This is a genomic window from Micromonospora sp. WMMD967, from assembly GCF_029626165.1.
GTDB classification, from domain to species: domain Bacteria; phylum Actinomycetota; class Actinomycetes; order Mycobacteriales; family Micromonosporaceae; genus Micromonospora; species Micromonospora taraxaci.
On record NZ_JARUBK010000001.1, the window covers coordinates 2,084,166 to 2,107,768 of the forward strand.

Annotated in this window: 24 protein-coding genes; 23 read left to right on the forward strand and 1 reads right to left on the reverse strand. The window is 70.9% G+C overall.

Going from position 1 to position 23,603, the window contains the following annotated elements; all coding sequences use genetic code 11:
* Window positions 1–6: 6 nt before the first annotated feature.
* From O7631_RS09870 to O7631_RS09940, 15 genes are all read left to right on the forward strand, one after another.
* Entirely contained in the window at window positions 7–381 is a 375-nt protein-coding gene (locus O7631_RS09870; protein WP_088986253.1) for a DUF3499 domain-containing protein, read from the forward strand.
* A gap of 603 nt (window positions 382–984) precedes the next feature.
* Window positions 985–1,728, forward strand: coding sequence for a DUF5753 domain-containing protein (locus tag O7631_RS09875; RefSeq protein WP_278147900.1), 744 nt, complete (start codon window positions 985–987; stop codon window positions 1,726–1,728).
* Entirely contained in the window at window positions 1,719–1,913 is a 195-nt protein-coding gene (locus O7631_RS09880) for a DUF397 domain-containing protein (RefSeq protein ID WP_278143967.1), read from the forward strand. Before O7631_RS09875 ends, O7631_RS09880 begins: the two co-directional genes overlap by 10 nt.
* A 65-nt stretch (window positions 1,914–1,978) precedes the next feature.
* A complete protein-coding gene (locus O7631_RS09885) occupies window positions 1,979–2,239 on the forward strand; it encodes a hypothetical protein (protein ID WP_278143968.1) in 261 nt (86 codons plus the stop codon).
* A complete protein-coding gene (locus tag O7631_RS09890) occupies window positions 2,239–3,423 on the forward strand; it encodes a spermidine/putrescine ABC transporter substrate-binding protein (RefSeq protein WP_278143969.1) in 1,185 nt (394 codons plus the stop codon). The genes O7631_RS09885 and O7631_RS09890 overlap by 1 nt, the downstream gene beginning before the upstream one ends.
* Window positions 3,424–3,428: 5 nt before the next feature.
* Entirely contained in the window at window positions 3,429–4,526 is a 1,098-nt protein-coding gene (locus O7631_RS09895; protein ID WP_278143970.1) for an ABC transporter ATP-binding protein, read from the forward strand.
* Window positions 4,523–5,380, forward strand: coding sequence for an ABC transporter permease (locus O7631_RS09900; RefSeq protein ID WP_278143971.1), 858 nt, complete (start codon window positions 4,523–4,525; stop codon window positions 5,378–5,380). Before O7631_RS09895 ends, O7631_RS09900 begins: the two co-directional genes overlap by 4 nt.
* A complete protein-coding gene (locus O7631_RS09905) occupies window positions 5,377–6,192 on the forward strand; it encodes an ABC transporter permease (RefSeq protein ID WP_278143972.1) in 816 nt (271 codons plus the stop codon). The genes O7631_RS09900 and O7631_RS09905 overlap by 4 nt, the downstream gene beginning before the upstream one ends.
* A 268-nt stretch (window positions 6,193–6,460) precedes the next feature.
* A complete protein-coding gene (locus O7631_RS09910; RefSeq protein WP_278147901.1) occupies window positions 6,461–7,243 on the forward strand; it encodes a G5 domain-containing protein in 783 nt (260 codons plus the stop codon).
* A gap of 371 nt (window positions 7,244–7,614) precedes the next feature.
* Window positions 7,615–8,280 (forward strand): response regulator transcription factor, encoded by a 666-nt coding sequence (locus O7631_RS09915; protein WP_278143973.1) that lies wholly within the window; start codon window positions 7,615–7,617, stop codon window positions 8,278–8,280.
* Window positions 8,277–9,341, forward strand: a complete 1,065-nt coding sequence (locus O7631_RS09920) for a HAMP domain-containing sensor histidine kinase (RefSeq protein ID WP_278143974.1) — start codon at window positions 8,277–8,279, stop codon at window positions 9,339–9,341. Before O7631_RS09915 ends, O7631_RS09920 begins: the two co-directional genes overlap by 4 nt.
* A gap of 70 nt (window positions 9,342–9,411) precedes the next feature.
* Complete coding sequence (locus O7631_RS09925; protein WP_278143975.1) at window positions 9,412–10,437, forward strand: pyridoxal-phosphate dependent enzyme; 1,026 nt, start codon at window positions 9,412–9,414, stop codon at window positions 10,435–10,437.
* Window positions 10,434–11,564, forward strand: a complete 1,131-nt coding sequence (locus O7631_RS09930) for a D-alanine--D-alanine ligase family protein (protein WP_278143976.1) — start codon at window positions 10,434–10,436, stop codon at window positions 11,562–11,564. The genes O7631_RS09925 and O7631_RS09930 overlap by 4 nt, the downstream gene beginning before the upstream one ends.
* The gene (locus O7631_RS09935) at window positions 11,561–12,238 is read left to right on the forward strand and encodes a M15 family metallopeptidase (RefSeq protein WP_278143977.1); all 678 of its coding nucleotides are present in this window, start codon (window positions 11,561–11,563) and stop codon (window positions 12,236–12,238) included. Before O7631_RS09930 ends, O7631_RS09935 begins: the two co-directional genes overlap by 4 nt.
* A gap of 56 nt (window positions 12,239–12,294) precedes the next feature.
* Window positions 12,295–12,969, forward strand: coding sequence for a hypothetical protein (locus tag O7631_RS09940; protein WP_278143978.1), 675 nt, complete (start codon window positions 12,295–12,297; stop codon window positions 12,967–12,969).
* Between the two features lie 35 nt (window positions 12,970–13,004).
* On the opposite strand, the gene O7631_RS09945 is transcribed toward O7631_RS09940, so the two are convergent.
* The gene (locus O7631_RS09945; protein WP_278143979.1) at window positions 13,005–14,246 is read right to left on the reverse strand and encodes an SUKH-3 domain-containing protein; all 1,242 of its coding nucleotides are present in this window, start codon (window positions 14,244–14,246) and stop codon (window positions 13,005–13,007) included.
* Between the two features lie 79 nt (window positions 14,247–14,325).
* Here O7631_RS09945 and O7631_RS09950 point away from each other — a divergent pair, with 79 nt between their 5' ends.
* The 8 genes from O7631_RS09950 to O7631_RS09985 all read left to right on the forward strand — a co-directional run bounded on the left by O7631_RS09950 (window position 14,326) and on the right by O7631_RS09985 (window position 23,584).
* Window positions 14,326–14,748 carry a YbaB/EbfC family nucleoid-associated protein gene (locus tag O7631_RS09950; RefSeq protein ID WP_278143980.1) on the forward strand — a complete coding sequence of 141 codons (423 nt, stop codon included), beginning with the start codon at window positions 14,326–14,328 and terminating at the stop codon, window positions 14,746–14,748.
* Window positions 14,745–15,077, forward strand: coding sequence for a hypothetical protein (locus O7631_RS09955; protein WP_278143981.1), 333 nt, complete (start codon window positions 14,745–14,747; stop codon window positions 15,075–15,077). Before O7631_RS09950 ends, O7631_RS09955 begins: the two co-directional genes overlap by 4 nt.
* A 16-nt stretch (window positions 15,078–15,093) precedes the next feature.
* Window positions 15,094–19,212 carry a toxin glutamine deamidase domain-containing protein gene (locus O7631_RS09960; protein WP_278143982.1) on the forward strand — a complete coding sequence of 1,373 codons (4,119 nt, stop codon included), beginning with the start codon at window positions 15,094–15,096 and terminating at the stop codon, window positions 19,210–19,212.
* Entirely contained in the window at window positions 19,184–19,477 is a 294-nt protein-coding gene (locus O7631_RS09965; protein WP_278143983.1) for a hypothetical protein, read from the forward strand. Before O7631_RS09960 ends, O7631_RS09965 begins: the two co-directional genes overlap by 29 nt.
* 292 nt (window positions 19,478–19,769) lie before the next feature.
* On the forward strand, window positions 19,770–20,066 hold the full coding sequence (locus O7631_RS09970; protein WP_278143984.1) for a hypothetical protein: 297 nt from the start codon (window positions 19,770–19,772) through the stop codon (window positions 20,064–20,066).
* Window positions 20,067–20,203: 137 nt separating this feature from the next.
* Window positions 20,204–20,893 (forward strand): deoxyribonuclease V, encoded by a 690-nt coding sequence (gene nfi / locus O7631_RS09975; RefSeq protein ID WP_278147902.1) that lies wholly within the window; start codon window positions 20,204–20,206, stop codon window positions 20,891–20,893.
* A gap of 194 nt (window positions 20,894–21,087) precedes the next feature.
* Window positions 21,088–22,128, forward strand: a complete 1,041-nt coding sequence (locus tag O7631_RS09980) for a hypothetical protein (protein ID WP_278143985.1) — start codon at window positions 21,088–21,090, stop codon at window positions 22,126–22,128.
* Between the two features lie 70 nt (window positions 22,129–22,198).
* The gene (locus O7631_RS09985; protein WP_278143986.1) at window positions 22,199–23,584 is read left to right on the forward strand and encodes a phosphomannomutase/phosphoglucomutase; all 1,386 of its coding nucleotides are present in this window, start codon (window positions 22,199–22,201) and stop codon (window positions 23,582–23,584) included.
* The last annotated feature ends 19 nt before the right edge of the window (window positions 23,585–23,603 follow it).

A 23,603-nucleotide genomic window follows, 5' to 3' on the forward strand; every position in this document is an offset into this window, starting at 1 on the left:
GCCGCCGTGAGGTCACCACGGCGCTGCTCCCGTAACGGCTGCCCCCGGCAAGCGGTCGCCACATTGACCTATGTCTACAACGAGTCGACAGCAGTGGTGGGGCCGCTGGCGGCGTTCGCCGAGCCGCACACGTACGACCTGTGTGAGCCGCACGCCCGCAGCCTGACCGCCCCGCGGGGCTGGGACGTGGTCCGGCACGAGGGCGAGTTCGAACCGCCGCCGCCCACCACGGACGACCTGGTCGCACTCGCCGAAGCGGTCCGCGAAGCCGCCCGCCCGGCCCCCCGCCCGCCGGAGGAGCCCCACGACCGGTCGCACTCCGACCAGTCCCACTCCACCGGCCGCCGAGGCCACCTCCGCGTAATCCCCCCCAACCACTAACCGCGCCCCTTCGGGCCGCCCACGCCTCTCCGGCTGCGCCCGCCCCCCTTCGGCCGCGCCCTCCTTCGAGCTGCGCGCCCCCTTCGGTGTTGATCAAGAGGTTTGCGTCAAGAACGCGCCGGTGGTTGACGCAAACCTCTTGATCAACAGGCGTGGGCGGGGTGAGGGCGGGGCGGGGTGGGGTTAGGCGGATGATCCACACCTGATCGGCGATGTGGCGGTGTCAGGGACGGTTGATACCGCCTTATCGGCGACGCGGAGTGGATCAGCCGCCACGGGCGGCGGGGAGGTCGAGTGGATCGGCTGCGACGGCTGGCGGTCAGGTGGAGTGGACCGGTCGCGCCACGGGTGGCGGCGATGTGAGTGCGGGTCGGTCGCCGCGGGCGGCGGCGGGGCCTGGTCGGGGACGTTGGTGGGGCACCTTCGGGGCGTTCAGTGAGCGTTCTGAGAGTGCGCCGACATGTCTGACCGCCACACGCCGGTAGACCGCAGACATCGCCACGCAGCGTGATTACCATCCGCCGCAACGTGCATCGAGCCAAGTCACGGTGTGCGCCTGGCGGGCGGGAGGCTCCAGTGGCGAACGAGGCGTTGCGGGTGGCGATGGCAGAGGCGGGGGAGACTGTCGAATCGCTGGCGGAGAAGGTTCGCGTCCACCCCAAGACGACCGCGCGGTGGCTTGCCGTGGGGCACATCCCGCATCCGCGTACCCGGCTCGCGGTGGCCAAGATCCTGTGCCGGGACGCGGCCGACCTCTGGCCGGAGCCGTTCCGTCGCCGTGACCTGCCGTGGTTCCGACCGTGGGCCGAGCTTGAACAGGACGCCATCGGCATTCGGTGGTACGAGCCGCTGCTGGTGCCAGGCCTGCTGCAAACCGAGGGGTACGCCCGCGCGGTGCTCAGCACGGGTGGGCTGGTCCCACCGTCCGAGGTGGATCTGATCGTCGCTAGTCGTCTCGAACGGCAGGCGGTCCTCGGCCGCGATGCCCCGCCGCAACTCGTGACGGTGATCGACGAGGTGGTGCTGCGCCGCCTGGTCGGCGACCCCGCCGTGATGTCCGGGCAGTTGGCCCACCTGGCGGCGGCAGCCGAGTGGGAGCACGTTCAGGTCCGGGTCATCCCTGCCGACAGTCCGTGGCACACCGGCCTGGCCGGCCCCTTCGTGCTGGGCCGCCTGCCCGACGGGACGGAATTGGCGTATCTCGACAACCAGCTCCGCGGTCAGATCGTGACCGATCCCGTCGACGTCGCTAGCCTGGGACACAGGTGGGAGAGCGTCACAGGTGAGGCGCTACCCCAACGCCGTTCGATCGAGCTGATCAGGGAAGTGGCCACGACATGGACATGACCGACGCCCGCTGGCGCACCGCTACCCGCAGCAGCAACAACGGCGGTGCCTGCGTCGAGGTGGCCGACAACCTGCCCGGTCGGGTGCTGGTGCGCGACAGCAAGGACCGCGACGGCGGCACCCTGGCCTTCGCGCCGGCCGCCTGGTCGTCCTTCGTCAGAGATGTCCGTCGGCCCGGCCGCTGACCCCCGGCCGCTGACCCCCGGCCGCTGGCCCCCGGCCGCTGATCCACTCGGGTTTGGAAAGCGCGGTGTCACGGCGCGAAGATGGCCCGGTTTCCCGAAAGGCGAGTGGATCAAGCCTTCCCGACGTCGCGTGGACCGCGCCTTCCGACGTCGCGTGGACCGCGCCTTCCGACGTCGCGTGGACCGCGCCTTCCGACGTCGCGTGGACCACGCTGAGCGTGATGGGCGGCTGCACGGGCGGTGATGCGCTGGCCCCGATGCTCTTCTGGCGCTGCGGGTTTGTCATCGTGTCAGGCGTCCACGGCACCGACCCTGAGGAAAACTGATGCGCGCGCCCCTCCGGCCCCTCTCCCGGCGTGGACTACTCACCGGCACTCTGGGCACGGTCGCCCTGCTCACCACGGGCGGCAGCCTCGCCGGCTGCGGCACCAAGGGCGCCCAGCAGACCGAGGCCGGTTGCGTCAGCGAGGACCTGTCCGGCACCGAGAAGAAGCTCGCCTTCTCCAACTGGCCGCAGTACCTGGACGTGGACGAGACCGACGAATCGAAGCGGCCGAGCCTGGACGAGTTCGTCGCGAAGACCGGCATCGAGGTCACCTACACCGAGGACATCAACGACAACAACGAGTTCTTCGGCAAGGTACGGAACCAGCTCGCCGCCTGTCAGAGCATCGACCGGGACATCATCGTGCTGAGCGACTGGATGGCGGCCCGGATGGCCCGGCTCGGCTGGGTCCAGAAGCTCGACCCGGCGAGGATCCCGAACGTGCGGGCCAACCTGCTGCCGTCGTTGCTCGACCGCTCCTTCGACACCGAGAACCGGATCTCGATCCCGTGGCAGTCCGGCCTCGCCGGGTTGGCGTACAACGGCAACGTCACCAGGGAACTGCGGACCGTCGACGAGCTGCTCACCCGCCCCGACCTCAAGGGCCGGGTGACGGCGCTCAGCGAGATGCGCGACACCATGGGTCTGCTGCTCTCCTCGAACGGGCACGACCCGGCGAACTTCACGCCCGCCCAGTTCGACGACGCGTTGAACAAGCTCAGGAAGGCCGTCGAGTCCGGGCAGATCCGCAGGTTCACCGGCAACGACTACGCGCCCGAGCTGGCCAAGGGTGACATCGCCGCGTGTATCGGCTGGTCCGGCGACGTCATCCAGCTCGCAAGCGCGGACGAGAAGGTCAGGTTCGTCGCGCCCGACTCCGGCGTGATGCTCTACAGCGACGACATGTTGGTGCCCAACAGGGCCACCCACAAGTCGAACGCCGAGCAGCTGATCAACTACTACTACGAGCCGGCGGTGGCCGCGAAGCTCGCCGCGTACGTCAACTACATCTGTCCGGTCCGGGGCGCCCAGGCCGAGATGGAGAAGATCGACCCCGAGTTGGCGGCCAACCCGCTGATCTTCCCCGACGAGGCGCTGCTGTCGAGGTCCACCGTGTTCATGACCCTGGACGAGAAGCAGGAGAAGGAGTACGAGGGCAAGTTCCAGCAGGTCATCGGAGCGTGACGAGGATGGCGCGGGAGACACCGGCTGGCGACCTGCGCCTGGCCGACCTGACCAAGCGGTTCGGTACCCGTACCGTTGCCGACGCCCTCGACCTGACGATTGCCCAGGGCTCCTTCTTCGCGCTGCTCGGCCCCTCCGGCTGCGGCAAGACCACCACCCTCCGGATGATCGCCGGTCTGGAGGAGCCGACCAGCGGCCGGGTGCTGCTCGGCGACCGGGACATCGGCCGGCTACGGCCGCACCAGCGACCGGTCAACACCGTCTTCCAGAGCTACGCGCTCTTCCCGCACCTCGACGTCTTCGAGAACGTGGCCTTCGGGCTGCGTCGGCGCGGCATCCGCCCGGTGGATGTCGAGGTCAACCGGATGCTGTCGCTGGTGCAGCTCGACGGTTACGGCAGCCGCCGTCCCGCCGAGCTGTCCGGCGGTCAGCAGCAACGGGTCGCGCTGGTCCGTGCGCTCGTCAACCGGCCGCAGGTGCTGCTCCTGGACGAGCCGCTGGGCGCGCTCGACCTCAAGCTGCGGCGGCAGATGCAGATCGAGCTGAAGCGCATCCAGACCGAGGTCGGCATCACCTTCGTGCACGTCACCCACGACCAGGAGGAGGCCATGACCATGGCGGACACGGTCGCGGTGATGAACGCCGGCCGGATCGAGCAGCTCGGCGCACCCGCCGACCTCTACGAGTTCCCCGCCACCGCGTTCGTCGCGAACTTCCTGGGCCAGTCCAACCTGCTCGCCGGCGAGGCCACCGGCGTCAGCGGCGGCGACGTCGCGGTGACGGCGCACGGCGCGCGCTTCTCGGTGCCCGTCGGCCGCTCACGGGCCGACCACGGGCCGGTCCAGCTGGGGGTACGCCCGGAGAAACTGCAACTGGTCGGCTCCGCCGCCCAGGTGCCCGTGGGGCATCAGCACGTCGCCGGGGTGGTCACGGACGCCTCCTACGTGGGGGTCAGCACGCAGTACCTGTTGCGTACCGGCTGGGGCGCCGAGCTGTCGGTGTTCGTGGCGAACAGCGGAACGTCGACGCGGGTGGCGGTCGGCGGGGCGGCGGTGGCGCACTGGGATCCACGGCACGCGTTCCTGCTGCCCGCGTCGTCGTGACCCGGCTGACGCGGCGGCGACTCCTGCCGTACCTCCTGTTGCTGCCCGGCGTGGCCTGGCTGCTGGTGTTCTTCGCTGTGCCGCTGGCGCAGCTCGCGGCGGCCAGCCTCTACGACCCCAACGGCTCGCTCACCACCGGGTACGCGATGACCTGGGCTTTCGGCAACTACTCGGACGTGGTGCAGGCCTACTGGCCGCAGTTCCTCCGCTCATTCGGTTACGCCGGGTTGGCCCTGGTGCTGGCGTTGCTACTGGGCTACCCGCTGGCGTACGCGATAGCGGTGAAGGCCGGCCGGTGGAGGAACCTGCTGCTGGTGTGCGTGGTCGCACCGATGTTCACCAGCTTCCTGGTCCGCACGCTGGCCTGGAAGACGATCCTGTCGGACAACGGGACGCTCGTCGGCCTGCTGCGTGACGCGCACCTGCTCGCACCGGACGGACGGCTGCTGGCGACCCCGTTCGCGGTGGTGCTCGGGCTGACGTACACCTTTCTGCCGTTTTTGGTGCTGCCGCTGTACGCGAGCCTGGAGCGGTTGGATCCCCGAATGCTGGAGGCGGCCGGCGACCTGTACGCGAGCCCGGCGCAGGCGTTCCGTCGGGTGACGCTGCCGCTGTCCATGCCCGGTCTGGTCGCCGGGACGCTGTTGTTCTTCATTCCGGCCAGCGGCGACTACATCAATGCGGAGCTGCTCGGCACCCCGAACGAGTACATGATCGGCAACGTCGTCGACTCGGCGTTCCTGGTCCGGCTGGACTATCCGCAGGGCGCCGCACTGTCGGTCCTCCTGATGGCGGCGATCCTCGCCGTGGTTGTCGGATATCTCCGCAGGGTAGGCCGGGAGGAGGTGCGGTGAGGATCGCACGGTGGCTGGCTGACCGTTGGGTGCTGATCGTGGCGCTGCTGGTGCTCGGTTACCTGGCGCTGCCGAACCTGGTGGTCGCGGCGCTCTCGTTCAACCGCCCGTCGAACCGGCTGTCCTACGACTTCGACGAGTTCACTGTGGACAACTGGCGTCGGCCGTGTGCCACCTCGGAGATGTGCGACGCGGTGGTCCGCAGCGTGCAGATCGGGTTCCTCGCCACTGTCGTCGCCACGGTGCTCGGTACTCTGATGGCGTTCGCGCTGGTCCGCCACCGCTTCCGAGGTCGGGCCGGGGTCAACGTGCTGGTCTTCCTGTCGTTGGCCACCCCGGAGTTGGTGATGGGCACGTCGCTCCTGGCGCTGTTCGTGTCCGCCGGAGTGCCACAGGGCTTCTGGACCGTCGTGATCTCGCACGTCGTGTTCTGCGTGTCGTTCGTGGTGGTCACCGTGAAGGCGCGGCTGGCCGGGATGGACCGGCGGCTGGAGGAGGCGGCGATGGACCTCTACGCCAGCGAGTGGCAGACCTTCCGGCGGATCACCCTGCCGCTGGTGCTGCCCGGCATCGTGGCCGCCGCGCTGTTGGCCTTTTCGCTGAGCTTCGACGACTTCATCGTCACGAACTTCAACGCGGGCACCACGGTCACCTTCCCGATGTACGTGTGGGGCGCTGCCCAGCGGGGCATCCCACCACAGGTCAACGTCATCGGCACCGCGATGTTCGCGATCGCGCTGCTGCTGGTGGGGCTCACGTCGCTGCGCGGCCCGCGGGCGTCGCGGGTCGCTCGGACGCCGACGTCGCCCTGACCCCCTGCTGACGGCATCTCGACACCATCCCGGCTGTCCGTCGACTGTCGAGCGTGTGAGGGCGCGGCGGGCGCCGATTTGCGAAGCTTGTTGGCACATGCGGCCGCACGATCGGCCCTGGCCGACCGGCCTGGAGGGTTGCCGCAGGTGACGTCTCGTCGTCCGGGAAAGCGCCCACGGATCATCGGTGCGAAGCGAACGGCGCAGGTGACGAGCGCGACGGATGATATTGCGGACGGTGTTTGCGACGACACTCATCGCCGTGACGATGCAACCACCACAGAACCCGGGTCCGCCGTACCCGTTGCCGTTCGGTCAGGCGCCCCGCCCGAACTGGTTCCGTCGGGCCAGCCCTGCCCGCCGAACCGCCGTGATCCTCGGCTCGGTGACCCTGTCGATCCTGCTGCTCTGCTGCACCGGCACCGCCATCATCGGCGCGCTGGCCGGCGAGCCGGAGCCGACCAAGACCGGCACGGCCGCCGAGCAGGCGCAGCAGCCCATCGTGGCGGCGCCCGCCGACCCGACCGAGGAGTCTCCCGCCCGGGTCACCGAGCCGGTCGCGACGCCGACTGCCGCTCCGGACGCCGTCGCGCCCCCGGCAACGGCCTCGCCGACCCCGTCGGCTGCCGCGACGGTGCCGGTCGTGAAGGTGACGACCGAGACGGAGCAGGCCACCGTCCGGTACGCCGAGAAGACCGTCAAGGACGCGTCCCTGGCCGAGGGCAAGCGGGTCGTGCGGACCAAGGGCGTCAACGGGGTACGAACCCTGACGTACGAAGTGACCACCACGAACGGGGTGCGGACGTCCAAGAAGCTGGTCAAGTCCACGGTGACGAAGCAGCCGGTGACCCAGGTCGTCGCCGTCGGCACCAAGAAGCCGCAGTCGTCGAACTGCGACCCGAACTACAGCGGCTGTGTCCCGATCGCCAGCGACGTCGACTGTCTTCCCGGCACCGGCGACGGGCCCGGTTACGTTCGTGGTCCTGTCAAGGTCATCGGCAAGGACATCTACCGCCTCGACAACGACAAGGACGGCTACGGCTGCGACTGACCCGTGTGGCGGCCCGAGACTGGGTTGCCTGGCGGTCCGTTCTCACGCGGCGTCACCTCCCAGCGGGAGGCCATGACAGGAGGCGGTATACCTCTGAGTCATAAATATGACCCAGAGGTATATCGCTCATCAGGCTGCACGCCCCGCGATTCTCGGTGACGCAGCTCACTCCCGATCATCAACCGCCCGGTCGTTCGGGACTACCGGCACAGGCGGCCCGGTACGGGCACGAATCCGACGGCCCCGCAGGTCACGATGACTTGTCCCTGGGGCAATGCCGTGGACGATGGCTGTCGGCGGGTGCTTACAGAACCCTTAACCCGGGCCTGCAACGGTATGCCGGGTAAGCGGAACTCGGGGGAGCGGACGACGTGCGGGTGCTGGTGGCGGACGACGAGCGGTTGTTGGCGGACACGGTGGCCCAAGGGCTGCGCCGCCTGTCGATGGCCGTGGACGTCTGCTACGACGGTGACGGTGCGTTGGAGCGGATCGGGGTGAACCGGTACGACGTCGCGGTGCTGGACCGGGACATGCCCGGGCACACCGGTGACGAGGTGTGCCGCAGCATCACCGACGCCCAGGTCGGCACGCGGGTGCTGCTGCTGACCGCGGCGGCCGGCATCCGGGACCGCGTGGAGGGTCTCGGCCTCGGGGCGGACGACTACCTCACCAAGCCGTTCGCCTTCGCCGAACTGGTCGCCCGGGTACAGGCCCTCGGCCGCCGGTCCACGCCGGCGCTGCCGCCGGTGCTCGCCCAGGAGGGCCTGGTGCTCGATGTGGGTCGGCACACGGCCGCCCGGGACGGCCGCCCGCTCGCGCTCAGCCCGAAGGAGTTCGCGGTGCTGCACGTGCTGCTGCGCGCGGACGGCCAGGTCGTCAGCGCCGAAGAGTTGCTGGAACAGGCCTGGGACGAGTTCGCCGACCCGTTCACCAACGCGGTACGGGTCACCGTCATGACTCTGCGCAAGAAGCTCGGCGACCCGGCGATCATCCACACGGTTCCGAAGGCCGGCTACCGCATCGGTGGGGCGGCGTGACCTGGACGCCCCGACGTCGGGTGTTGCTCGTGGGTCTGCTGGCCCTGCTGGCCGGGCCTGCGCTACCGACAGCGGGCAAGTTGCTGACGGGGATGACCTGGACCTGGGGGCAGCAGTTCTGCGATCTGCCGATACCCGGGCTGTACACGGTCTGCGCGGACGTGCGCCCGGGAGCGTTCGTGCTGCCGCTGGTGGCCGTCCTGCTCGTGACGGTGGCCGCGCTCGTGGGGGTCTGGCTCGGCGCGGTGTGGTGCCTGCGTCCCGTCCGTGACCTGACCGGCCCCATCGAGCATCTCGGCCCGCAGAACCTCGGTCACCGGATCCGACCGCGGGGGCACGACGAGCTGGCCCAGCTGTCCCGGGCGATCGACGCGATGATGGAACGCATCTCCGCCGGGTACGACGGGCAGCGGCGGTTCGCCGCCAACGCGTCGCACGAGTTGCGTACGCCCCTCGCCGTGCAGCGGACGCTCATCGAGGTCGGCATGGCCCAAGCGCTCAGCGGCGAGCAGTTGGAGTTGCTGACCAGCCAGCTGCTGGAGACCAACGAGCGCAACGAGCGGCTGATCGAAGGTCTGCTCGCGCTCAGCGAGAGCGACCAGGGCCTGCGGTCGCGGATACCGCAGCGGCTCGACACGATCGTCGAGGCGGTGCTCGCCGGTTACCAGGACCGTGCCCGAGAGGCCGACGTCACCATCGACACCTACCTCGCGCCCCGGGTCGTCGTCGGCGAACGGGTGCTGCTGGAGCGCCTGGTCACCAACCTGGTGGAGAACGGGATCAAGTACAACCGGCGCGGCGGCTCGCTCACCGTCACGGTGAGCGGCGAACCCGCGCTGTCCGTGGTCAACACCGGTCAGCCCGTGCCGGCCGAAGCGGTGGCCGGTCTCTTCGAGCCGTTCCGCCGGCTGGCCCGGGACCGCACCTCGCAGGGCGGGGGCGCCGGCCTGGGCCTGGCCATCGCCCGCTCGATCACCCAGGCGCACGACGGCATCATCGCGGCCCGGCCCGCCGAGCACGGCGGCCTGAGAGTCGACGTCCGACTACCCAACCCGCACTAACGCTTCCACCACACCGCCGGGGTCCGCGTACCGCTGGACCCCACCTGCGGCGTGCCCGAAAGGAGAAACGATGTCACGCACCGTTGGCCAGGTCCGGGTCGATGTCGAGGAGGCCGCCTCCTGGCTGGCCGGTCGGGTGGTCCGCACTCCCGTGCTGCGGTCCTCGGTGATCGACGATCTGGCCGGGGCGCGAATCCTGCTGAAGGCGGAGAACCTCCAGAACGGCGGCTCGTACAAGATGCGGGGCGCGCTGCGGGCCGTCGGCCGGCTCGCCGCGGCCGGCCACACCGGTGTGATCGCACAGAGCACCGGCAACCACGCGATAGCTGTGGCGTTGGCGGCCCGGGAGCACGGGCTCGCGGCGACAGTGGTGCTGCCGGTCGACGCGGCACCGACGAAGGTCGACCGGGCCCGTGCGGCGGGGGCACGTGTGGTGCTCGCCGGCACCGACGTCGAGGAACGGGTGGCGGCGGCCAACGGGCTCAGCGACGAGAGCGGTCACCCCGTCGTCGACGCGTACGACCACCCGGACGTCATCGCCGGGCAGGGCACGGCCAGCCTGGAACTGATCGAGGAAGCCGAGTGCGCGGGCACACCGCTCGACGCGCTCGTCGTACCCGTCGGTGGTGGTGGTGGGGTGGCCGGCGCGTGCCTGGCCGCGGCCGGCAGGGGCATCGAGGTGTACGGCGTGGAGCCCGTGGGTTGTGACTCGCTCGCCCGCAGCCTGGCGGCCGGTGTACGCGTCCCGGTCGCGCCGGCGCCCACCATCGCGGACGGGCTGCGGCCGTCCTGCGTGGGCGAGCTGCCGTTCGCCATCGTGCGCGACGCGCTGCGCGGGGTCGTCTCTGTCGACGACGACGAGATCAGCGCGGCGTTCCGGCTGATCCTGATGGAGTTCAGGGTGCTCGCCGAGCCGTCCGGTGCGGCCGGCCTGGCCGGTGCGCTCCGGCTCTCCGGCGACGCCGGCGTGGGTTTCGGCCGGCGACGGACGGTCGGCGTGGTGCTGACCGGCGGGAACGTCGAGGCGTCGCTCCTGGCGCGGTTGGTGGTCCAGCGGCCCATCGCCGTGACGGCGGCGGAAGGGGTGGCGGCGTGAGCGCGCCCATTCGGATCGGCATCCTGTTCGGTGGTCCGTCGGCCGAGCACGACGTGTCCTGCGCGTCCGCGCTCGGGGTGGCCCGGGCGCTCGCCGGCAGCGGTTACCGCACTGTCGCCATCGGCGTCACCAGTAGCGGCGGGTTCCGTTTGATGCCCGACTCGGTGCTGGCCGAGTTGCGCGACCGGCCGGCCGGGGAACGGGCCATCGACGACAAACTGGTGGTGACCGGCCCGGCCGTCGAGCTCCGGAGTGGTCCGTGCCCGGGAGTCGTGCAGGTGGCCGCCGGCAACGCACCCGGTGCCGTGCACGCCGAGCTGGACGTGGTCTTTCCGGTGCTGCACGGGCCGTTCGGCGAGGACGGTGTGGTGCAGGGGCTGTTGGAGTCGCTGAACGTTCCGTACGTCGGGTGCGGCATCCTCGCCTCCGCGGTGGGCATGAACAAGGTGGCGATGAAGCGGGCGCTGCGCGCCGAGGGCATCCCGGTCACCCCGTACGTCGCCTTCGACTCGCACACCTACCAGGCCGCCGACGACCCGGAGGACCTGGTCGCCGGGCTGTGCCGGCCACTCTTCGTCAAACCGGCCAACATGGGTTCCTCGATCGGCATCACCCGGGTCGACGAGGGCGACGACCTGGCCGCCGCCGTGGAGGAGGCGCTCCGCCACGACCAGCTCGTCATCGTCGAGCAGGGAGTCACCGGTCGTGAGCTGGAGTGCGCGGTGCTCGGCGGCGCGCGTCCCGAAGCGTCGGCGGTCGGTGAGGTGCGGGTCGCCGGGGGCTGGTTCGACTACCAGCAGAAGTACTTCGGCGACGCCGACCCGATGATCGTTCCCGCCGTCCTGCCGGACGACGTGACCGAGTGGATCCGTGACCTGTCACTGCGCGCGTTCGCCGCGATCGGTGGATGGGGTCTGGCCCGTGTCGACTTCTTCTACGACGAGACGACCGGTTCGGTGTACGTCAACGAACTGAACACCATGCCTGGTTTCACCGCGCACTCGATGTATCCGAAGGTGTGGGCCGCTGTCGGTGTCGGGTACCGGGAGGTGGTGGACCGACTCGTCGAGCTGGCCCGCGTACGGCACGCCGGGCGGCCCGTCACGACGGCGGGGAGCGTCCGATGATCCTGCTCTCCGATCCCCGGGTGGCCGCCGTACCCAGCTCCGACGACGGCGACCCGCTGCTCGACCTACGGGCGCTGCCCGAGTTGCGCCTGGACGGCCGCGCAGCCGACCCCGCCGGGGCGTACGCCCGGCTGCGCGCCGATGTCGTGGACCGACTGCTGGCCGCGCAGCGTGCCCTGCCCGCCGGGCTGCGTCTGCTGGTGGTCGAGGGTTACCGGCCGTACCGGTCGCAGCTGAGGATCTTCACCGGTTACCGCGACGAACTGCGTCGCCGGCACCCGGACTGGTCCCCGGAGCGGCTGCACCACGAGACCACCAAGTTCGTCTCACCGGTCGAGGTGGCCCCGCACAGCACGGGCGGGGCCGTCGACCTGACACTGTGCACCGACGACGGCGTGGAACTGGACCTGGGCACGGCCATCGACGCCACCCCGGAGGACAGCGCCGACGCCTGCTTCACCGACGCGCCCACCATCAGCGCGACCGCCCGCCGAAACCGCCAGATCATGGTGGACGCCCTCGGCGGCGCCGGGATGGTGAACTACCCGACCGAGTGGTGGCACTGGTCGTACGGGGACCGTTACTGGGCGCTGATCACCGGGGCGCCACGCACCCGGTACGGGCCGGTGGACCTGACCGTGGCCAGATCGATTCCCGTGCCGGCTGAACGGTAGGCCCGCCCCGTCCGTACCAGGCGGTGACGGAAACACCGAGGACGGGAGTGACGGCGATGAGGGTGCAGCGCAAGCACGTGCTGGCGGCGAGCGTGGCGGTGCTCGCCGCAGCGGGTGTGGCGGTCGGTACCAACCTGGGGTTCGCCGACACCTCCCCGACACGGTCGTCCGTCTGCTCCGGCTCGGTCACCTTCTCCGCGGAGGGCGGGGCGCCTGCGGCGACCAGCGACCGCTTCCCGGTGGGTACCCGGCTGCGGGTGACGAACCTGGACAACAACCGGGCGGCCACGGTGACGGTGACAGGCCCGTCGGGCAGTTGCGTGCTGCTCAACGCCGCCGCCATGGAGCTGGTCCGGGAGCCCGGGAAGAACGTCATCCGCCGCAACGTGGTGGAGCGCCTCGACGGTGCCGCGCCGCCGGCCGCCGCGCCGGCGCCCGGAACGGTACGCCCCGGTGCCGCATCGCCCGCCGCGTCCGGCCCGGCACCCCGGTCGGCGTGCTCGGGTGCGATCACCTTCTTCGAGGAGGCCGCCGGACCGGGGGCCACCAGCGGACAGTTCCCGGTGGGTACCCGGCTGCGGGTGACCAACCTGGACAACAACCGGGCGACCACCGTGACGGTGACCGGCCCGTCGGGCAGTTGCGTGCTGCTCAACTCGGCCGCGATGGAGCAGATCCGCGAGCCGGGCAAGAACCTGGTGCGGCGCAACACGGTCGAGGTGCTTCGCTGATCTCGGAGGCGGGGCCCCGTGCACCGGGCCCCGCCCTAGTCCGCCTGCCAGGTGCCGTCGTCGCGGACGCGAGCCGGGGCACGCCCGAGCAGCAGAGTGGTCAGTGCGGCGTCGATGGTGTCGCCGAGGAACCACTCGCCGGCCTGGTCGAGCGCGAAGACCCGCCCCCGCTCGTCGACGGCCAGGATGCTGTCCTGCTGCTCGGTGCCGATCGGGAAGAGGCGTACGCCGAGCACCGCGCCGAAGTCCGCGAGCGTGTCGGCGGTGTGCGCGATCATGTGTGGCCGGATGTCGAACCGTGAGATCCACACCTGTTCGCCCCGGCCGCGCCGGGCACCGACCAGGCTGGGAAACGCGGTCAGCGCCTCCACTGCCGCCGGAAAGACAGTGTGCTGGTGGGTCGCCCCCGACACCGCTGTCACGTCCCGCACGGCTGCGGCGGCCATGATCTGGTCCCCGATGTGCGGTCGCCAGCCGGCCGCGACCAGCGCGTTGGCGACCTCCGCCGGGAAGCGACCAGGGTCGGGATCGGTCGCCGCCGGAGCACGCCAGGTCTCGGTGTACGCCCGGGCCGACTCCGGCAGGACGTTGGCCCTGATCAGGAAGGTGATGCACGATTCGCAGGGCAGTTCGGCGGGGCCACCAGCCGGATCGCCGGGCTCCCGGATGCGGAAGATCTCGAACCGGGCGCCCTCCAACAGCGCCGCCGCCTCGGCCCGGCCCATCGGCGCGATGCCTTCGGCGGCCCGGCGGTGGTCGTACTCGTGCAGCACGTCGGAGACGACGATCAGCTCGGCGTGAGCCTCCCCGCCCCGGACCAGATCGCCCGGAGGCAGCTCGTCCAAATAGCTGCGGACCAGCGGGTGATGATTCAGCGGGACGTCGCCCTTCGCGCCCTCCGCCGTCCAGATCCGCCCGTCGATGGTCAGGTGCGCGGCCGTGTTCGGGGTGGCCACTCGGTGGATCTGCCGGACCAGCAGGCTCGACGGATCGACGGTGCGGGGAGCGGTCGGGCCGGACGGCTGGCTGCGCCGGTACAACTCCGCCACCACGTCGCTCGGCACCCGCGGCCAGGTGGTCACCGTGCCGGTCTGCTTGTCGATCACCGTCGTCGGCAGGTCCCCGGGGACCGTCCGCACCTCGGTGGCCACGACCGACGTGACGACGTAGCCGAGGTCGAACTCGTCCACCATCGCTGTGCACTCGTGGCCCAGGCGCCGCGAGTCGCGGCGGGCCCAGGTGGCGGCGAGCTGTTCGGCCTGCTGGCGGTCGATCACGCTCTGAAACTACCGGACTACACGGATCGATGGCAGCCGGTATGGTGCGGTTCTACCGACGGTGACGGGAGGAGCGGCGGTGAGCGAACAGGTGGACCGGCACACCAACCGCGAGCTACGAGCCCGATTCGACGACGTGTACGGGCAATACCAGCAGCTCAGGTCCGGTTTGGACAACCTGCAGACACGGCTCGCCGAGCTTCGGGTGACCCGACGGTCGGCCGACGGTCAGGTCACCGCGACAGTGGGCGCCCGCGGCGAGTTGGTCCAGGTGGAGCTGGCGTCGACCGTCTACCGCGAGCGCGACGCGGGGGCACTCGGCCGAAAAATCACCGAAACGGTCCGGGCCGCCGCGACCGCCGCGGTCGAGGCCACCCGCGACCTCGTCGCCGAGAGCATGCCGGCCGGCTCCGGCTCGGTGGACTTCCTCCGCACCGGCGACTACGCGGCTCTCCTCGGTCGAGCCGACGCGGTGCTCGGCAGGCGTGAGGTGAAGGAATGACCGACGGTCAGCTCTGGCTCGATCCGTCCCGGGCGCGTCGGGGTGGCGCCGACCTGAGGCTCGCCGGTGAGGCGGTGACGGCCCGCCGAGCGGCCGAGGGTGGTGCGATCGAGACCGCCAGTGGTGCGAGACCGTGGGGCCGCGACGACATCGGCGCCGCGTTCGAGCGCAACTACCGCGAGATCGAGCAGACCGTCATGCGGGCCTGGGCGGGTGTCGGGCACCGGCTCACCGAACTGGGTGGCGACGTGGTGCGCGCGGTCGACGCGAGCGTGCAGACCGACGGGGCCAACGCCGCCCGCTTCGGCCGGCTCACCGACCAGCCCTGACGGCCCGGGACACCCGATGAGCGTGCTGCCCAGCCCGATTCCGCACCCACTGGACCTCGCACTCTGGGACGTTCCAGGCTGGATCTACGAGGCCCTCGACTGGGTGGTCGGTGTGCAGTGGCCGGAAGGCGACGAGCGGGCCGTCTGGGACGTCGCCGACCGGTGGTACGACGTCGCGTCGGTGCTCGCCGGCCCGCAGACCGACGCCGCGGCGGCCGCCGTCGAGGTGCGCAACGGCTACGGCGGCGTCGGGGCCGTCGACGCCGCATTCGAGGCTGCCTGGCGAGGCATCGCCGAGAACCCCGACGCCCCGCTGCCCGTGCTGCTCGCGGTCGCCGCCGACCTCGGCCGACTGGTCGAGGAATGCGGGTGCGACATCGAGGGCGCCAAGCTCGAAGTCTGGATCGAACTGGGCATCCTGGTCATCGAGCTGCTCTCGGTGGCGGTAGCGGCGGTGCTGACCGCCGGCGCCGCCACCCCGGCCGCCGGCGCGGCGATCGGCGCGACGCGGCTGCTGGTCCAACAGATCATCAAGCGGCTGATGGGTCAACTGGCCAGCAAGTCCCTCAAACACGGGCTCCGGGAGGCCGGCGAGCGAGCCGCCAAGGAGGTCACCCGGGACGGGGTGCGAGGGCTCGCCAAGCGGGCCGCCCGCGAAGGGCTGGAAGAGGCCGCAGAGGAGAGCGGCGTCACGCTGGCCACGCAGGCGTACCAAAACTCCACCGGGCGGGCGCACGGCCTGGACCTGACCGACCTCGGCGCGTCGGCGGTCGGCGGGCTCGCCGGCGGGGCGGTCGCGCCGCTCGCCGGGCTCGGCCGGCACGCGACGGGGCGAGCGGCCCGAGTCGGTGAACACCTGGGGCGGGAGATGACCGGCGAGGTGCTCGCCGACAGCGCTGCCAGCCTGGCCACCGGCCAGGGTCTGACCTCGGTGGAGGACGTCGCACGCGCCGCCGCGTCCGGGGCCACCGGCTCGGTTACCGGCCAGACCGACCACGCGCTACGCGCCCGGCTCGACGCACAGACCAACGCCCTCGCCGGGGCCTCAATCGTCGGCCCGTCACTGCCGTCGGTGGCGGCGCTCGGGTCCTCCCCTTCCTCCGGGGCGAGTGCGGCTGGAATGTCTCCGGTCGTTCCGGTGCAGGCCACACCGACGAACGATGTGGCCCCGCTACGCGCCGACCCCTCGGCTGTCGCCGACGTGCACGTCTCGACGTCACCGACGGAGGATGCCAGTTCCGGCGTAGATCGCGTCGACGGTCCGCTGCGCGCACCTTCCCTTGCGGACGCGGCCGTCACACAACCGGTATCGGCCGGTCAGACACTGTCGGCGGTGGCTGCTGATCCGACACTGTCGGCGGTGGCTGCTGATCCGGCGCTGCCGGCGGTGGCTGCTGATCCGGCGCTGCCCGCGGTGGCTGCTGACTCGGTGCTGTCGGCCGTGGTTGCTGATCCGGAGCCGTCGTCGGCGGCCTCTGATCCGGCGTTGTCGTCGGTGGACGCCAGCCGGTCGTCGCAGGTGCCGGCCGAGTCGTCGCCGTCCTCGATGGACTCCGGCTCGAAACTGCCGCAGGTGGCAACCGATCCGACGCTGCCACCGGTGGCCACTGATCCGATGCTCTCGTCGGTGGCGACCGATCCGAGGCTGTCGTCGGTGACCGGTGATTCGAGGCTGTCATCGGTGGCCGCTCCCGTGGTAGGCACCGTCGAGCCGGTTGGTCAGCCGGCGACCGGTGTCCCGCCGGGCCAGCCCACGAGCCCACCGCACACCGCCGGACCGGTCGCCTGGTCTCCGTCGACCGGCGCGTCCACACCGACCGCCGCCCCCGGCGCGATGCTGCCGGGTGCCACCGCTGCCCCGCTGGTCGGGACGACTCCGGGCCGTTCCGCCGTACCGTCCCGCGCAACCACACCACCCGTGCGCACACCGGTCCCGGCACCCGAGCATCCGGCCCGGGGCAGGGCGTCGATCCCCGTCGACCTGGTCTTCGGCGACCCGGTCGTGTCGGCAACCGATACCGACGACTTCTACGCCGCGCAGTGGGCCGCCGAGGCCGAAGCCGCCGAGCGGCGGCGGTACCAGGGCCACTACGAGTCGCAGCGGACCGGCTACGAACGCAACCGCCGCCGGGCGGAGGCAACCCGACTGCGTGCCCGGGCCGCGGAGCACGATCGCAGGGCAATCGAGTACGCCACCTACGCCCGACAGTTGCACCAGGCAGGTCACCGGCAGTGGGCCGACGGCTGGCAGCGGGCCGCGAACGACGAAGCACGCGCGTACGCCCAATGGCGTGACCTGGCAGACGCGGTGCTGGCCGGCACCACGGCACCGCCGGTCGTGGACATCGACGCCGCCACCTTCGAACACGCCAACCGGGACGTGGGCGCGCTCGCGCTCGGCGCTGTGGAGACTTCCGGCCCGTCCCGGCTCACCGGTGACGGCAATCCTCCACCGATCGACGACTCCCGGCCGTACGGGCAGCCGGGAGGGCTTCGCCCGCCGCTCGCCCTGCACCAGGTCGACGTGGAACGGCAGATGCCCCGCGAGCCGGACGGCACCATCACCCGCACCGCCGACCCCCGCCGGGGCGGTTGGTTCCGGCTCCTCAACGACGGAGGTCCCGCCGCCGACGCCACCCGGGGCATCAACTGCCTGGACTGCACGCTGTCATTGTTCGAGACCTGGGTCCACGGGCGGCCCCGGGTGTCCGCTCCCCGCACCTTCGACGGCTACCTGGACGGTGACATCCGTCGACCCATCCGCGGCGAGGCCGGCGGCCCAGGCCGCGTCGAGGACATCACCGGAGGGCGCTTCCAGCAACTCCTCGCCCCGGCCGGCCAGCGCACGTACGCCGAGCAGGCACGGCAGGCGGGCGACCGCGGGTACCGCAACCTGCGGGACCAACTGCTCCTCGGCGGCCACGGCAGCTACGCGTTCCTGGTCACCGAGTGGGCGCACGGCGGTTCGCACGCCTGGGTGGCGCTCAACCAGAACGGCACGGTCCTCTACGTAGACCCGCAGACCGGGCTGGTCCGGGACCGGCCGTTGTACCCCGACGTGGTCGGCATCGACGCGCTGGTGCTGGGCGGCGACGGCCGACCGATGCCGCTCGGCGGGCTGCCCCGGGGCCGGTTCAGCGAGCGGCCGGACCTCCCGGACCACCCGCCGACGCGTGACAACGGAGGCTACGGCGACCCGTACGTCAATCGGATGTACCTCCTCCTGGACGGCCCTGGCTCAACGGGTGTGGGTGACAGTGCGGCGACGTCGGGCCACTCGGACCAGGAACCGACCGACCTCAATCTGCTCACGGCCGCGGAGTTGGCTGCGCTTACCGAGCTTCGCGAGCGGGCCCGCGGAGCCGCTGATCAGGTCGAGGATGCCCTGGCCCGGGTCGGGCGAAGTGTGGCTGACACGCTCGGCCTCGGTGAATCGATCCGACTACGGGGTCGAAGGTCTCGTGTCAAAGGGCTGAAATCTCTGGCACGGAAGTATCTCGACGAAGCCCGCCTCGCCGAGATCGATGTGATCGAGTTCGCGTCCGAAGTCAACGACGCCCTGAGATTCTGTTTCGAGATGCCGTCGGGTGAGCACTACACCGAAGCTGTTGAACTGGTCCTGGCTGGGCTGGTAGAGGCTGGTTTCTCAGTGCCAAGTTCAACATGTAAGAACTTTTGGCGGCCGGGGAACCGCTTCTATGGCTTGAACTGCACCCTCCGGTCGCCCGACGGGATGCTGATCGAGTTGCAGCTGCACACCCCGGCATCACGAGAGGCGTGGTTGGCAACCCACGAAGAGTATGAGGTCGTACGACGGCCGTCGCACAGCCCGGATCGGCGGATCCATGCGTTTCTGCGGATGCTTGTCGCGAACCGCGAGCGTGGCCTGCCGGATGTTCTGCCGGCCGGGCTGGACCTCCGTCTCCGCCCGAAGGACGCCACTTTCGCGAAATGGATCAGCCAGAACCCTGACGCTTGGCGTGAGTATCGCGGCTGGCTGAGTCGGCACGGGACAAGCTTTACGCAGGTTGTGCGGGAGTTTGGGCTAGGGTCTCGTGACTTCCCGGTAGCACCGCACGTCGCCGAAGAGTTGGAGCGGGAGATTGTTGAGCTACTACGTGATCTACCGGACTGATGAGCAAGGAGAGCCGGCGGGTCTCTTCGTCATGGACGCGGGGCACGGACAAGCCGTTCTCTGGGATCATCGCGCTCGCGCCTGGGCTTATGACCCTGGTCTCGTTGTTCGCTTCCTCGACGACTACCGGAATTTTGATCGCTACAGGAACGTGAGCCGCGCCGAGGCTGAAGCTGTGACCGAGACGGTCACCGGCGGCGAGAAGTTGCCCGCCGAAGGCGAGCTACGCGCCATCTTCGAAAGCGGTGCCGGAGCTGACCGTTGAGGCCGACGCACGGCGATCTTCACTACGACTGTTGATCGGGACTCGGTCCACGCTGAAGGCTTGGGCGAGGCCCCGGACATCCTGGCGTATCTGGCGACGGGGATCGGGAAGCCGCCCGTGAGTTACTTGACGAGGCGGCCGGGGCTCGCGGCCGGCAGTGGTGCCCACGGGGTCGGCCGGTGAATCGAGGCGGCCCGCAACGAGTTGGGCCTGACCTGATCGGCGGTCTCCGGTGGCGCGGTCAGCGGGCAGGGTGGGCGTGGACGTTGGTCTGTCCGAATAAGATCGACGCATGGTGAGATCCGGCTCGAAGAGCACCTGGTCCACTCTCTGGGCGTGGCCGGTTGGCATAGCGATCGGTTTGGCGATCGGCATCCCCGTGTTCGGCGCGAAGGGTGGGGTGGCGTTCGGCGTCGCCTTCAGCCTTGCCTTCGCGGTCGGCCTCGACCTGTTGAGAGGTCGAAAGTCCTCCGTCGAGGCTGCCCCGGGAGGGTCTCCCGCCCAGGGCGACCAGCGTGATGACCCGGCGCAGGGTGCGACGGACGGCAGTGCCACCAGCGTCGCCGCGGACGGCCCGTACCGGCCGTGATCGACTCCGTTTCCCGGAACATGGGGCATCCAGCGCTCGGGGATAGCCCCACTTCCGTGAAGTCGAGTGGATCACGCCCGCCGGCGGCCGCGGGGCCGGACATCAGCCCAGGGCGGCACAGCAGCGCGCGGCCGGGCATCGGCACCCAGCCGGCGGGGCCGGGCAGTGTGGCGGAGGCGGTGGCCGTACAGGAGGAGTTGCGGCCGCTGGTCGACCTGGTCGGGCCGGGGCCGAGCGCACCTGCGACGGTGGCCGGCCTGGATGTCGCGTACTCCCAGGGTGGTGACCTTCTGGCGGCGGCCGTGACGGTGCTGGACGCCCGGACGTTGGAGGTGGTTGATTCCGCGGTCAGCGTGGGACGGCCCGCGTTCGACTATGTGCCGGGGTTGTTCGCGTTCCGTGAGTTGCCCGCGCTGCTCGCCGCGCTGGACCGTCTGACCGTGGTGCCGGACCTGTTGGTCTGCGACGGGCACGGGCTGGCCCATCCGCGTCGGTTCGGTCTCGCCTGTCACCTCGGGGTGGTCACCGGGCTGCCCGCGATCGGGGTGGGGAAGACGCCACTGGTCGGGACGTGGGACCCGCCGGCCGACCGGCGGGGTGCCTGGTCGCCGCTCCGCGACGGCGGCGACGTCGTCGGCCGGGTGCTGCGGACCCAGGACGGCGTGAAGCCGGTCTTCGTCAGCGTCGGGCATCGAATGAGCTTGGAGAACGCGACCGCGCAGGTGCTCGGGTTGACCCCGCGCTACCGGCTGCCGGAGACCACCCGCACCGCCGACCGCCTCAGCCGCGACGCCCTCGCCGAGGCCCAGGCCCGACAGGTCGACTGACCCTGCCCGGGCGCCCTCCACCTGCGGCGAACCGCGGCGATGCCGACCCTCTCCGCAGGTCCACGGGCCGGGTCGCAAACAGGGTCGTAAACCGTAACGCCGCGCACATCCGGGCCGCTCTATGACCGGTGGCCCTGATGGGCCGGTAGTAGCCTGTCCCGCGGACCCCACCCGGGGAGAACGGCGAGGTGATCATGACGGTGCGTCGACGCACGACGCGACTCGCGGCGGTCTGCGCTCTGGTGGGCGGCCTGGTGCTGCTCGGCGCGTCGCCGGCGTCCGCCGACAGCGACGTGGTCCGGGTCGGTGCGGCCAGCAGCTTCGCCGCCGGTGGTTCCCCGCAGGGGGTGAACGTCGCGGTACGCAAGCGCACCGACGGGTGCGTTCTGCTGCGTACCGCGTTGGGTCTGCGTCTCGAAGGTCTTCAGCCGGACCAGGTGACCGTCGAGGTCGCCGCGGACGGGCGCTGGCTTCCGGTGGGCGTGTCGGGCGCCAGTGGGACGGTGCAGACAGCGCAGACGTCGCCCGCGAAGCCGAGGCTGTGCAAGGGCAAGGGGATCACGGTGCGGTACCGGGTGGCGATCGCCGCGGGCGCCCCCGGGGGTCGGCTCGTCGTGACCGGCGTCGGCCTCAGCGCCGAGGGGCAGACGTTGGGTAGCCACAGCGACGCGGCCCGGGTGACCGGTGCGCGGGTGACCCCGTCGCCGACGCCGTCGAAGACGGCATCGCCCACCCCGACTCCCAGCGAGGTCGCGACGGTCGACGAGGCGGTGAACCCGGCAGCCCTGGTGTCCAGCGCGCCCGACACCAAGCCGGCTGCCGCGCAGTCGTCCGGCGGAGGGTCACCGGTGATGTTCTTCGGCATCGTGATGGTGGCTGTCGGTCTGCTGCTCGTCGTGCTGCTGTTGCGTCGCTCCCGGCAGGACCGCAAGCCGTCGGACGAGTCGCCGGACGCGCTGCCGGGCAACCCCGGGGGCACCACCTACCGGGCCGGTGGTGGGCTCCCGGCCGCGCCCGGTCGCCCAGGTCAGGTGTACGGCCAGCAGCCTCCAGCCCCGGGTTGGGGGGCGGTGCCGTCGCCGCGACCCGCCACCGGTGGGGTCTACGGTGCACCGTCGGCCGGTGCCGGTGCCGTGCCGGAGGCGACGCAGCCGATGCCTGGCGCGCCGCAAACCGGGAAGCCGCCCGCCGACGAGGGCGGCCACACGGTCTTCATTCCTCGGCTCCCCGACTGAGCGAGGCACGAACCGGTGCCTCCGTTAGGCTCAGGATCGGTGTCCAGTTTGCGGCCAAGGAGTGGAACACGTGTCTGATCTGTCCCAGATCGTGAAGGCGTACGACGTTCGAGGGACGGTACCGGACCAGTGGGACGAACGAGCCGCTGAGGCGCTCGGGGCGGCGTTCACCCAGCTGCTCAACTCCACCGACGAGCCGGGCGACGCGGTTGTCGTCGGGTACGACATGCGGGCCACCTCACCCGGGCTGGCCGCCGCGTTCGCCGCCGGCGTACGCGCCGAGGGGCGCTCGGTGATCGAGATCGGGCTCGCCTCCACGGACCTGCTCTACTTCGCCTCCGGCTCGCTCGACCTGCCCGGTGCGATGTTCACGGCCAGCCACAACCCCGCGCAGTACAACGGCATCAAGATGTGCCGTTCCGGTGCCCGTCCAATCGGCCAGGAGAGCGGTCTGGCGGAGATCCGGGACCGGGCCCAGGCCCTTCTGGACTCCGGCGAAGCGCGACCGGCCGGTGAGCCGACCCGGCCGGCCGAGCGGCGTGACCTGCTCCCCGACTACGCCGGCTACCTGCGCAAGCTGGTGGACCTCTCGGGCATCCGGCCGTTGAAGGTGGTCGTCGACGCCGGTAACGGGATGGGTGGCTTCACCGTCCCGACCGTGTTGGGTGACGCCGCCCTGTCGCCGCTGCCGCTGGAGATCGTGCCGCTCTACTTCGAGTTGGACGGCAGCTTCCCCAACCACGAGGCCAACCCGTTGGACCCGGCGAACCTGGTCGACCTCCAGCGCGCGGTTGTCGAGCACGGCGCCGACATCGGGTTGGCCTTTGACGGCGACGCCGACCGGTGCTTCGTGGTGGACGAGCGGGGCGAGCCGGTCTCACCGTCGGCGATCACCGCGTTGGTCGCCGCGCGTGAGCTGGCCAAGCACCCAGGTTCCACGGTGATCCACGGCCTGATCACCTCCAGCGCGGTCGCGGAGATCATCCGTGAGCACGGTGGGCAGCCGGTGGTCGCCCGGGTCGGGCACTCCTTCATCAAGGCGGAGATGGCCCGCACGAACGCCGTCTTCGGCGGCGAGCACTCCGCGCACTACTACTTCCGCGACTTCTGGTTCGCCGACACCGGCATGCTCGCGGCGATGCACACCCTGGCGGCGTTGGGCGAGCAGTCGCTGCCGCTGTCCGTGTTGGCCGGAGAGTACGAGCGCTACATCGCCTCCGGCGAGATCAACTCGACGGTGACCGACCAGGCAGCGGCGGTGGCCGAGGTGCGGGCCGCGTACCCCGACGCGGTGGCCGACGAGATGGACGGGCTGACCCTGCGTTTCCCCGACGGCGCCTGGTTCAACCTGCGTGCGTCCAACACCGAGCCGCTGCTTCGGCTCAACGTCGAGGCGCCCTCCCGTGATCGGATGGTCTCGCTCCGGGACGACGTGCTCGACCGCGTTCGCCGATAAGATCGCCTGCGCCGGTCGG